Annotated in this window: 6 protein-coding genes; 4 read left to right on the top strand and 2 right to left on the bottom strand. The window is 64.1% G+C overall.

Annotation, left to right across the window (positions count from 1 at the left end; genetic code table 11):
* Together BLR85_RS07450 and BLR85_RS07445 are read left to right on the top strand one after the other, a co-directional pair.
* The coding region (locus BLR85_RS07450) for a transposase (protein WP_139188328.1) at positions 1 to 326 on the top strand (326 nt) is incomplete at its 5' end.
* Between the two features lie 349 nt (positions 327 to 675).
* Positions 676 to 1,470, top strand: a complete 795-nt coding sequence (locus BLR85_RS07445) for a Crp/Fnr family transcriptional regulator (protein ID WP_093152770.1) — start codon at positions 676 to 678, stop codon at positions 1,468 to 1,470.
* Positions 1,471 to 1,553: 83 nt separating this feature from the next.
* On the opposite strand, the gene BLR85_RS07440 is transcribed toward BLR85_RS07445, so the two are convergent.
* Both BLR85_RS07440 and BLR85_RS07435 read right to left on the bottom strand, forming a co-directional pair.
* The gene (locus BLR85_RS07440) at positions 1,554 to 2,105 is read right to left on the bottom strand and encodes an HPF/RaiA family ribosome-associated protein (RefSeq protein WP_093152834.1); all 552 of its coding nucleotides are present in this window, start codon (positions 2,103 to 2,105) and stop codon (positions 1,554 to 1,556) included.
* 11 nt (positions 2,106 to 2,116) lie between these two features.
* Entirely contained in the window at positions 2,117 to 2,623 is a 507-nt protein-coding gene (locus tag BLR85_RS07435) for a CBS domain-containing protein (protein ID WP_093152766.1), read from the bottom strand.
* A 304-nt stretch (positions 2,624 to 2,927) separates the two neighbouring features.
* Between BLR85_RS07435 and BLR85_RS07430 the strand changes: the two genes are divergently transcribed.
* Together BLR85_RS07430 and BLR85_RS07425 are read left to right on the top strand one after the other, a co-directional pair.
* Entirely contained in the window at positions 2,928 to 3,959 is a 1,032-nt protein-coding gene (locus BLR85_RS07430; protein ID WP_170844477.1) for a universal stress protein, read from the top strand.
* Positions 3,959 to 12,352 carry a GH36-type glycosyl hydrolase domain-containing protein gene (locus BLR85_RS07425; protein ID WP_093152758.1) on the top strand — a complete coding sequence of 2,798 codons (8,394 nt, stop codon included), beginning with the start codon at positions 3,959 to 3,961 and terminating at the stop codon, positions 12,350 to 12,352. The genes BLR85_RS07430 and BLR85_RS07425 overlap by 1 nt, the downstream gene beginning before the upstream one ends.
* Positions 12,353 to 12,397 lie beyond the last annotated feature (45 nt).

The following is a 12,397-nucleotide window of genomic DNA, read 5'->3' as shown; positions in this document are numbered from 1 at the left end:
CAGCATTCACCGCCTACGTGGAAAGAGTATTGGTTCCGGAACTTGCGCCGGGAACGGTGGTCATTCTGGACAACCTCGCTACACACAAGAGCGCCGCCGCGGCCAAGGCCATGCGAGACGCCGGATGCTGGTTCCTGTTCCTGCCGCCCTATAGCCCCGACCTCAACCCCATCGAAATGGCGTTCTCGAAGCTCAAGGCTCACCTCCGCAGGATCGGCGCTCGCACCTTCACCGAATTGTTCGGCGCCATCGCCCAGGTCTGCGATCTCTATTCTCCGCAAGAATGCTGGAGCTACTTCAAGGCTGCCGGATATGTCTCAGGTTAATGGCGGGGTGCTTTAGGTTCAATTGTGTCCCACGAGGGGTGCGGAGCGTGATATTGGATGCTTCTGGAATTTCGTCGAGGGAGGATCAGGATAGCTCTGAACGGCCCCGATGATATGAACGCTTGGGATCCTGTCCGCTAAGGCGGGCTGCTCGCGAGACGGCCAAATGACCGTCGTCAATGACAGCAAACAAGGGTCGGACCAAACTGTCACGCGGGCGGAGAGCTTGATTGCCGGTCAAGGCTGGTGGTTCTTGCAGATTGGACACAAGGGGGGCGCCCATCGGCTTTCCGGCAGCTTCGCTGATGAGTGAGGCTGCAAGTCGCTTTCGCGTATCGGGAGGGAAGCCATGTACACCGACAGGTCCGTCTTCCATCATGACAGCTTCCGTCTGGCCGACATCTTCTCCCCGGCAATCTTCGAGAAAGAGACGCTCGAGCAATTGGATGCAGCATGCCGTTTGCGCAGCTATTCCTCCGGCCAGACCGTGATGGAAGCCAAAGAAGTCCCTGACTGCATCGGCTGGCTCGAAACCGGGTTCCTGTGCATGCACAGAACACAGTCGGACGGAAGCAAGATCGCGCAAGGTCTGCTGAAAGCGGGCGACATGTTCGGTTGGGTCGAAGATAGGCCGCCGAGTTTCGAATTGGAGGCCGTGACGTGCGCGCGGATCTACTGGCTGGAACGGAAGGTGCTGGAGGGATTGCTATCGCAATCCGCGGGTCTGTCCTGGGCGGTTCTGATAAACATTCTCGACGGCCTCGTTCGCGCCCGCAATTGGGCGATGATCCTGGCAAACCACAGGATTTCCGGCCGGCTCGCCGGCTTCCTTCTGTTTCTGAGTTCGCCGGGTGCCAGTTCAGGCCCCATGCGCCAGTCCGAACAGATCGTGTCGGCGATCAGGATTCCGATCGGCCGGAAACAACTGGCGGATCTGTTGAGAACCCGCCCGGAATCCATCAGCCGCGCCTTCCATACTCTGGCGCGGGCCGGGTTGATCGAGATCATCACGCCCAATCAGATCCGTATCCTCGATATCGGGATGCTCGGCGAACATGCTGACGAGGAAGATTTCCTATACAATATCAAGACGTCACGCCACGACGGAGAATGCGCGCCTTGCAGGGCACCGAATGACGTCTGAACGACCGGACCATGTTGGTCTCCGAAACGGCGTCACATCGATTGCGCAGCGCAATAGCACTGGCGACCTGAACGCCCCAACGCTCAGTCAACCAGAGTTACAGCGGCCGCGAACGGACCTTTTTCCCCCTCGAACGCGCGGAAGCGAATTTGTGAACCCTTTTCGAGCCGGCTCCAGTCCTCAGAGGACAGCGCATCGCGCTGGAAATAGACCTCTTTTCCATCATCGGCGTGGAGATAGCCGTAGCCGAGCTCCCTCTCCAGCAATGTGACCTCACCATGCCGTATTGGCTGGTGGTGTTTCACCTCGACCCTCGCCATTGTCTTCTTGTGCCGTTTCAACTGGACTTCGGCAGCAGAGAAGGCTCGGTTCACAGCCAGCGTGACGTCGTCCTGCGCGCAGCCCTGCCCCACTTCGCGGGAAACCGTGAGATCCGGACCGGGCAGGTGAACATATAGCCGAACCTTGAAGACGCGCCCGTGGCGCTTGCGTTTCTGGGGCGCTTCGATCGTCACTTCGCAAGCCGTCATGCGGTCTTCGAGATTTTCCAGCATCTCGACGCGCCGCTTCACGAGAGCCTCGATCGCCGGGGAGGAATCGAGGTTGTGATAGGATATTATCGGGGCTGTTTGCACGTTACCCTCCACTATGTCGGTTCCGATACCCTCGGCTTCAGGAGTACGGTCTCTGTCGGGGCCGGACGCCCGGGAAGACCGCTCTTGACCTTCCTTTTCATGACGTGGTGATCCGAGACTCCCTGCAGCAACTCGCCTGACAGCTCCCGGCTTGCCAAATGCGAGATGTCGCCGAGGCTCAGTATCCCAACCAGCCGTTTGTTTTCGTCGATCACCGGCAGGCGTCGTATCTTCTTCTGATCCATGAGGTGAATGACATCCTCGACCGTCTCGTGGGCCTGGCAATAGATGATGCCCTTCGTCATCACGTCTTCGACTTTCGTCCTGTCCGGATCGCGCCCCTCGGCCACGACGCGCAAAACGATGTCGCGGTCGGTGATCATGCCGACCAGCCGGTCGTCCTTGCCCACCGGCACGGCACCGATGTCATCCGTACGCATCATCCACGCAACCTCGCTAACAGGCATGTCGGCACTGGCCCAATCCACCTGCGGATGCATTGCTTTCGAGACGTCCATCTTGCTTCCCTCCCTTGCTGTCTCATTGATGAAGCCAATTCGCACCCACGCGCATTGACGACCGTCAACCATCGCGTGGGCCGGTGCGATCGAGCGGCGAGCACCCTCGAACCGCTGCCGGCGGACACCTCTGCCAGGGGACTTGCGCACCCAACTGACGGGCCGCCTGAACACACACTCACCGGCGCACGGTCCGGCCTCGTTGCGCACCGTCAATGATACGGCCCGCCCACCACTGGTACGATGTGGGCACCTTGTTGCAACGCAGCCGAAGCGACCCTGCATGTGGGGAAAAGGAGGTCAATTGTCCGAACGTTCCTTCACCGAGGCCAAATTCGATACCTCAACCAAGCTGGTCGAAGCACCGAAGCTCCAATCGCCATTCGAGCATGTGTTGGCTTGCCTCGACCATACTGCCGGCGCGATGATAATCCTCGAACGGGCCTGTGAAATTGCCCTGGCCGCCGGTGCGAAACTGACCGCCATGCGCGTGATACCACCCCCCCATCAGGAGCAGCCGGTCGATCCGGTCGACTGGCAACTGTCCAGCCGCGACGAGACCGAACGGGTCAAGCGGATGGGAGAGCAGACCGGCGCGCCCGAGGATATGGACGTTAAGGTGGTATCGGGCCATGCCTCGCATAACATATGCAAGTTCAGCCATGACGCGGGCGTCGACCTAATCGTGCTCGGAGCGAGAGATTTCGGAGATCCGCACGGATGGGGGCTGGGCGGGACAGCACGCCACGTGGCGGAGAATTTCGATGGCTCCGTGCTGATCATCCCTCCGGGGACGGAACAGACCCGGAGCGGGCCGAGGTCGGAACGACGCATCGCCTTTCTCCTGGACGGATCTCCACAGGCAGATTCCGTATTGCCCATCGCCGCCGCGATTGCACGCAGCCGGGCGGCGGAACTGCTGCTCATGCATGCCTTGCCGGAAATCGACATTTTCAGCGACGGTCCACCGGAGCCGGGAGACGAAACACTGCGCGAGGAGCTCAAACAACGTGCCGAGCGGACTGCCAAGACCCGCATGGGCCGGATCAAGGCTCTTCTGGCGACCGGCGACATCAAAAGCCGCGTCCGCTTGCTCAGCGGCGACGAGCCGCGCCGCGCGTTGGCACGCGCGCTCTGTGCGGATGAAGCCGAATTGGTAGTGCTGTCAGCGCGCGGGCATGGCAACGATCCCGACCTGCGGATCGGAAGCACGGGAGACTATCTTCTCACCCATGCCGCCACTCCGATGCTCCTGGTCCGAAATGCGGATAGGGCGACCCATCGGAACGCCGAGCGCGCTCCGCCAAGACGGACAACCGTTCGGGGCATCAAGTAATGACCGAGCCTGCGCCTGAGACCGGGAACTCCCTCGCGCGCATCGGAGCCGATCTGGGCAATCGCCACGCGGTCCACGCCGCTCCACCGCGTCCGGTTCCGGTCTGGAGTTCCCTCGATGCGCTTACGGCCTGGCTCGACGATGCCCGCAGCGCATGCCGCAGTCCGCCCGCCGAGGCGGCAAAGGCGGCGGAATGGCTGCTGGACAACGAGTACCACGTCCGCCGGGCGATCCGTCAGGTCCGTTCCGACATGCCCCCGGCATTCTACCGACTCCTGCCCAGCCTGGCGGCGCCGGAATACCATGGGTTGCCGCGCATCTACGCCGCCGCCTGCGGCTATCTCGCAGCCACGCATGCGCAAATCGGGCTTCCGTCGGCGACACGTTTCGTAACTGCGTACCAGAGTGTGCACAGCCTGCAGATTGCCGAGCTCTGGGCATTTCCGGCAATGCTGCGTCTGGCCTGCCTCGAGACGATCATCCTGACGCTTTCGGAATTGCTGCCCGGCCTTGAGCCGCCATTTTCCGAACTGCCCCTGGAGCCCGATACCGGCAAGCGCGATGCCACCGAGGCAATGTCCCGCGCCATTGTCGCGCTCGCAGCACTTACCCGGATCGACTGGAAGGATTTCGTCGAAGCCACGAGCGTCATCGAAGAGATCCTGCGCGACGCCCCCGACGGGACACATGCGCTGATGGATTTCGAGACGCGCGACCTGTATCGCCGGGCCGTCGAGGAGCTGGCGCGAGGATCGGGCTGCACGGAGCCGCACATCGCGCGGGAGGTCGTCCGACTGTCCGGCACGCATGCCGGCGCCGGGCGGCAGATGCATGCCGGATGGTGGCTGGTCGGTCGCGGACGGGCGGAACTGGAGGCGATCCTGGGCTACCGGGCGCGCGCCGGGGAGGCCTTGCGTCGCCGGGCTCTCGCCCGACCCGGCTGGCTCTACGCCGCGGGGCTTCTTGGTTTTGGGGCAATGGCGATCCTGTTGCCGATGGCCTTTGCATCACTTCAGGGCGCCGGCGCGGGCATGTTGGTCCTCACCTTCGTGATCTTGCTCATCCCGGCATCCATCATGGCGGTGACCTTGACCAACTGGATCGTGACCCGGATCGTTCCGCCGAGGATCCTGCCAAAGATGGACTTCCGCGATGGCCTGCCCGATGGACTGCTCGGCGCTGTCATCGTTCCGGTGATCCTGCATTCTCCCGAGGAGGTTCCGCCCCTGATCGCACAGCTCGAGCGGCATTGGTTAACCAATCCCGACCCGCGCCTGCGCTTCACCTTGTTGAGCGATTTCGCGGACGCCACCGAAGAAGCGATGCCGGGGGACACCGCCATCGAAGCGGCTCTCCTGACGGGCATCCGGTCGTTGAACACGCGGCACGGGGAGGGCGCGCCCTTCGTGCTGCTCCACCGGCACCGCCGCTGGAACGGTGCCGAAGACGTGTGGATGGGCTGGGAACGCAAACGCGGCAAGATCGAGGAATTCAACGAGTTTCTGCACGGCGAGGCCAACGACGCTTTCGCGCTGGCCGAGGGCGATGTGGACTCGCTTCGGCACGCAACCTTTGTTGTCACGCTGGATGCGGACACGCAGGCGCCGCAAGGTTCGGTGCAAAGGTTGCTCGGCACACTGGCACACCCGCTGAACAGGACAGGGTTCGATTCCACCGGAGAACGGGTTGTCGACGGCTACACCTTCATCCAGCCACGGATCGAGATCTCGCCGGAGATCGGCGCGTCTTCACTCTTTGCTAGGCTCTATACCGGTGACACCGCGATTGACATCTACAGCCGCGCCGTCTCCGACGTTTACCAGGATCTCTTTGGCGAAGCGATCTTCACCGGAAAAGGCGCCTACGACCCGGCCGCCTTCCGGCAGAGCCTGCATCGCCGGGTCCCCGAAAACGCGCTCGTCAGCCACGATCTGTTCGAAGGGCTGCATGGCCGGACCGGGCTCGCCTCCGATATCGTGCTCTACGAGGGCTTCCCCGCGCGGTACCCGGATTTCGCGCGCCGCCAGCACCGCTGGATCCGTGGCGACTGGCAACTCCTGCCCTGGCTCGGGCGGCATGCACCGGGACGGGGCGGCATCCGGTTGCGCAATCCGCTGTCCCGGCTCGATCGCTGGAAGATCCTCGACAACCTGCGGCGTAGCCTGATTGCGCCAGCGCTTGTGCTGATGGCAGTGCTTGGCTGGCTTCTCCAGCCGCAGGCGGCCCTGTTCTGGACGTTCCTGACAATCCTGGCGCCCGCTTCCTACCTGTTCACCAATGTCATCTCCGGCATTTCGCGCGGACGCCGCCGGGGCACCGTGCAAGACCGCCGCCGGCAGTTCCTGGACCACGCCGGACGCTGGGTGCTGGAGATCATTTTCATGGCCAACGAGGCCATCGTTTCACTCGACGCCATCGCCCGAACGCTCTGGCGCCTCATGGTTTCCCGACAACGCATGCTCGAATGGGTCACCGCCGCTCAGATCGCGGCCGCCAGCACCGACAGCCGCGCGCGGTTCTGGCGCGAGATGGCCGGAGCCCCGATCCTTGCGATAGCTATCGTGACGGTGCTGTTCCTTCTGGCTCCGGCCGCAGTTCCCGGGGCAATGCCGCTGCTGCTGCTCTGGGGTATTTCACCCGAGATCGCCCGCTTTATCGGCCGCCCCCGGCGCGCAATGCGCGAAACCATCTCCAATGATGACCGGGTCTACCTGCGTCACCTCGCGCGGCATACCTGGGCCTATTTCGAGACTCTCGCCGGACCGGAGGACAACTGGCTGCCTCCGGACAACTACCAGGCCGCTCCTCACGAGGAGGTGGCCCATCGTTCCTCGCCGACAAATGTCGGAATGATGCTGCTGTCGACGCTGGCGGCGCATGACTTCGGCTATTCGGGCACGCGCGAGGTTGCGGCACGGGTCTCCTGCGTTCTGGACGCCCTTGGCCAGATTGAACACTACCGCGGCCATGTCGTGAACTGGTTCGACACGCGGACGCTTGAGCCGCTCGAACCCCGCTATGTATCGACCGTGGACAGCGGCAACCTGGCGGTTGCCCTGCTGACGTTGCGCGAGGGCCTTCTCGAGGCCATGGCCGGTCCCGCGCTTCTGCCTGTGTCCTGGGACGGGCTTGCCGACACGCTCGACCTTTTGCGCGGGGCGTTGGAAAAGCTGCCGGAAGACGCGGCTGCAACGGCTCTGGCGCAACTCGATGCCACGGCGGAGATCGCGAAAGACGCGCGCGCCCATCCGGCGCGCTGGCATCTGGAGGCCTGCCGGATCCGGGATGGCGCGCTCGCCAACCTTTCCAGGGCCATCCCGCCGGCACTCGATGCCGCAGACGGAGCAGACCCGCACGACATCCACCTGTGGCTGGAACGCTGCCAACATCACGTTCACAGTATGGTTCGGGATCTGGAGGCGTTCTGTCCGTGGCTGGCACCGGGCGCGGTGCCGGGCGGGCTGGCCGCCCAGATCGCAAACGAATTGCCGCCGGTCCTGCCGATGGAGAAGCTCGAGCATACCGCGACGAGCCTTCTGAAATCGCTCGAAGCGGCGGAACTGACCGCGACCGAACGCGAGGCACTATCCGAAGTCATCCGGCGAGGCATTGCCGCTCAGGCAGATCTGCACGCTTCGCTGAAGGCCAGTGCGGATCGTGCGGAGCAGTTTGCCACGGCCATGGATTTCAGCTTCCTCTACGACCCCGAAACGCGGACCTTCTTCATCGGCTACAACCTCAGCGTCGACCAGATGGACGAGCACCGCTACGACCTGCTCGCCTCGGAGGCACGGCTGGCAAGCTATTTAGCGATCGCCAAAAGGGACGTGCCGGCCGAACACTGGTTCCATCTCGGCAGGCCGCTCTCGCGTGACTACGGCATGCTCACGGTCCTGTCGTGGAACGGCTCCATGTTCGAATACCTGATGCCGGCGCTCCTCTTGCGCAGTGTTCCGGGCCAGCTTCTCGGACAGAGCGAGATCGCGGCGGTGGACATTCAGATCCACTACGGGCAACTGCTCGGGCTGCCATGGGGCGTGTCCGAAGCGGCCTTCGCCACCAGGGACGCCGCGCATCGCTACCAGTACCGTGCCTTCGGCGTCGCCGGCCTGGGGCTGAAACAGGGGTTATCCGATGACTACGTTGTCGCCCCCTATGCCAGCGCGCTGGCCCTCGCGGTGCGGCCCAATGCAGCGATCAACAACCTGCGGCGTCTCGAAAGAATGGGTGTGCGCGGTCATTACGGGTTCTTCGACTCGGTCGATTTCACCCCGTCGCGCCGCGATGATCCCCCGGGATACACGCCTGTGCGGAACTACATGGCGCATCACCAGGGAATGTTGCTCTCGGCGGTCTGCAACGCGCTTTGCAACGACATCCTTGTCCAACGCTTCAACCGCGATCGCCGGATTTCGGCAAATGACCTTTTGCTGCACGAGCGCGTACCGTGGGAATACATCCCCGAGCCCTTGCCCGACGCCGGTGCCGATTTGCCCGATCAGGAGAGCCGCCCCGTTCCGGAACTGGAGGGATGGCCGATGCCGGACAACGGCGAACCGCAGCTCCACACGGTCGGCAACGGGCGCCTGTCGCTATGGCTGTCCGATACAGGTTGCGGGACACTCTGGTGGCATGGCAAGGCGCTCACCCGGTGGGTGGCGGACCCGTTGCGCGATGAAGGCAGCGCGGGACTTTTCCTGCGCGACGCTGCCGACGGAACCGCGTGGGACTTCCGCCGGCGTCCGCAGCACTGGGTCGACGTCATGCTCCACCCGGCAAAAGCGTCCCTTCACATGCAGCACCACGAAATCGCAGCGACACAGGAAATCACCGTTGCCGCGGCAGACGATGTCGAAATTCGCCGGATCACTTTGATAAACCAGTCCGATCGCCCGCGGGAAATCGAGGTTACGGATTATGCCGAGCCGGTGCTGGACCCGGATGCCGCGTACGAACGGCACCCTGCCTTCAGCAAGCTCTTCGTGCACAGCGAGCATGTGGAGGCCCTGGACGGGCTACTCTTCACCCGCCGGCCGCGACGGCTGGGCGAGGCGCCACCGGTCATGCTGCGCCGGCTGATTACGGAAGATCCGTCGGTGCAGGCGGTCGGCTTTGAAAGCGACCGGCGCGCCCTGCTTGGCCGGCACGGAAGCTCCGCCCGGGCCTGCGCTTCGGGGCGTGCGCTGTCGGGAAGGACGGGGTGGACCCTAGATCCCGTCTCGGCCCTTCGCGTCCGGGTACAGCTTGCGTCCGGGGCGCGGGCACAGTTTGCCTTCATGACCATCGCCTCCGGATCCCGCGAAACCGCACTCGAGGTCGCTTCCCGTTACAAGGTCGATGCGACGCTCGACTGGGCATTCACCGATGCCGCGCGAAGCGCAAATATCGAGGCCAACCGCCTCGGGATAGGGCAGGTGGAAATGGAAGAAGGGCAGCAGTTGGCGAACCGTCTCGTGCGGCCGCCGACAGCGGCGAGCGTCAGGGCCGACGAGCAACTTCCGAGCCAGTCCGACCTCTGGGGGCTGGGCCTGTCAGGCGACCACCCGATCATCCTCCTTCGCGTGCCAGATGCCGAGCATGCCGACCTTCTTCCTGCCATTGTCGGTGCGCACCGCTGGCTGCGGCGACATGATCTGCCCACGGATCTCGTTGTCCTGGGGACAACTGCGTCCAGCTACGAAGCGCCGATCAGCACGCGCCTGCGCGACACCTTGCGCGAAATCGGGCTTGGTGAGGGTCTCGGCGGCAAGGGCGGTGTGCACCTTCACAGCGTGGACCGGCTCTCGGCAACGCAGCTTCATGCTCTGGAGAGCTTCGCCCGGCTGGATCTCGATGGCTCCGCCGCAACGATCGCGGTTGCCCTGCCAACCCTGCCCAGCGGCGATGTTTTGCCTCCGCTCTTCAAACCCGGTGGTATCGCGGGGCCAGAAACGGCTGTCCCGCTCGAGCGGCCGGACGGGTTGCTGTTCGACAACGGGTATGGCGGCTTTGCCGCGGATGGCGAGAGCTATGTCATTCATCTCGCCCCGGGGCAGAGAACGCCCGTCCCATGGTGCAATGTGCTGGCGAACGAGCAATTTGGCACCATCGTTTCCGAGGCCGGGCTGGGCTTCACCTGGAGCCTGAACAGCGGCGAGCACCGCCTGACGCCATGGTCCAATGATCCGGTCGAGGACGGACAGGGAGAGGCGCTCTATCTGCGAGACGAAGAGACCGGAGAAATCTGGACCATGACGCAATTGCCGGTGGGCGATGGCAGTCCCGTCCAGATCCGGCACGGCGCCGGGACGACGACGTGGGCGCGCAACAGCAAGGGCATCGCGCAAAGGCTCTGCGCCTACGTACCGCCCAACGCGCCGGTCAAACTTGTCCGCTTGACGCTGACCAACGCCGAGGCCCGACCGCGGCGGATCACGGCGACCTACTACGCCAGATGGCAACTCGGCGCATTGGAAAGCATGTCGGCGCCTCACGTGGTCTGCGGCTATAACGCCACGGCCCGGGCGCTCGTGGCGCGCAATGGCTGGGCGGCCGACTTTGCCGGGCGCGTCGCTTTCCTGACCGCCAACCGGCCACCGCACAGCCTGAGCTGCGACCGAACAGCCTTCCTCGGCCCGGATGCCAGTGCAATTCCGGAAGGGTTGCGCCGCTGGAATCTCGGTGGCCGAACCGATGTTACCGGCAATGCCTGCGCCGCCTTCCAGGTCCACCTGGACCTGCCGCCCGAGGGCGCGGAGGAGGTTGTCTTCGTGCTGGGAGACGCAGCGAATCCGGCCGAGATGGAGAAGCTCGCCGCAAGGTGGACACGGGAAGGCAGCGCTTCGGAAGCGTTGGAGGCAACGCGCGCCCTGTGGAATGCCCGGCTCGGCGCGGTCAGGGTCGAAACACCCGAGCCTGCCTTCGACCTGATGGTGAACCGCTGGCTTCCCTACCAGACCTGGGCCTCGCGCATCCTCGCGCGTGCCGGCTTCAGCCAGGCGGGCGGTGGCATCGGGTTCCGCGACCAGTTACAGGATGTGATGGCGATCCTGCATTCCGATCCCGCGTGGATACGGTCCCATATCCTCGACTGCGCGGCGCACCAATTCGAAGAGGGGGACGTGCTCCACTGGTGGCACCCGCCCACCGGACGCGGCGTTCGCACGCGCTGTTCCGACGACTTGATGTGGCTTGTCTTGGCGACCCATCGCTACGTCACTGCCACGGGGGATGAATCCATCCTTGCCGAGGAGGTCCCCTATCTTTCCGCGCCGCCGCTCGCGGAAAACGAGGAGGATCGCTACGCGTCCTTCCTCGCAGCCGCGCCCGGATCGATTTTCGACCATTGTCGCCGTGCAATGGAACGCGGCGTGACGGCCGGGCGTCATGGCCTGCCCCTGATCGGGGCGGGCGACTGGAATGACGGGATGGACCGCATCGGACATCACGGACGGGGCGAAAGCGTCTGGCTGGCCTGGTTCGCATCGGTCTGCAGTGACGGCTTCGCGGATCTGGCGGCACGAACGGGACGGACGGATCTCGCGGACCTGTGGCACGGTCGCGCAGGAAGGTTGCGGCATTCGGCCGAAACCGCCGCCTGGGACAGCAACTGGTTTGTACGGGCCTTCGATGACGATGGCGAGCCCTGGGGGTCCGCGCGCAACGACGAATGCCGCATCGACAGCATTGCGCAATCCTGGTCCGTGCTCTCGGGTAGCGCCGACATGGACCGGGCCGCGCACGCCATTCGCAGCGCGGCGGAGCACCTTGTCGACCGGAATGCGAGACTTGTGCGCCTGCTGGCACCGCCCTTTGACCAAACACCACGCGATCCCGGATATATCCGCGCCTATCCCCCGGGCATCCGAGAGAACGGTGGGCAATATACCCACGCAGCGACCTGGCTCGGGCTCGCCTTCGCGAGACTCGGCGACGGCAATGCCGCGCATGAGATCTTCGACCTCATCAACCCGGTCCGCCGCAGCGAGACCGCCACCGATGCCGAGAATTACCGGGCCGAACCCTATGTCATGCCAGCGGATGTTGGCGGCGCGCCTCCCTTCGAGGGCCGCGCCGGCTGGACATGGTATACCGGCGCGGCCGGGTGGGCCTGGCGGCTCGGGGTGGAAGGAATCCTCGGCCTCGATCTTCGCGAAGGCAAGCTGCGTGTCGCACCCTGCCTGCCGGACGGCTGGGGCCGCGTCCGCGCGCTCGTAAAGGGGCCGCGCGGCGTCATCGACCTGGAAATCCTCAACGAGACCGAAGCTGGCCAAACCGACATCGTGCTGGAGATCGACGGCAGGATCGAGGCGGAACCATTGGTCGAATTCCCCGAGGACGGCTCGGTACGTTCGGCCAGGGTAATAATGCAGGCTGCGTCTCACGCACGAACCTGCGAGGAAACCGCGGGATAAAAGCCGCGGCCACGGGTTCCAAGAACGACAACAGGAGGCGGCAAA

Origin of the sequence: Aliiruegeria lutimaris, assembly GCF_900099935.1 — a bacterium.
Lineage (GTDB): Bacteria > Pseudomonadota > Alphaproteobacteria > Rhodobacterales > Rhodobacteraceae > Tropicimonas > Tropicimonas lutimaris.
Note: the sequence above shows the minus strand (reverse complement) of the source record. Positions and strands in the feature narration are given on the sequence as shown.

Bases quoted from the DNA above. Each gene is read 5' to 3' on its own strand.
- BLR85_RS07445 (WP_093152770.1), top strand. From the start codon at position 676: ATGTACACCGACAGGTCCGTCTTCCATCATGACAGCTTCCGTCTGGCC.
- BLR85_RS07435 (WP_093152766.1), bottom strand. From the start codon at position 2,623: ATGGACGTCTCGAAAGCAATGCATCCGCAGGTGGATTGGGCCAGTGCC.
- BLR85_RS07425 (WP_093152758.1), top strand. From the start codon at position 3,959: ATGACCGAGCCTGCGCCTGAGACCGGGAACTCCCTCGCGCGCATCGGA.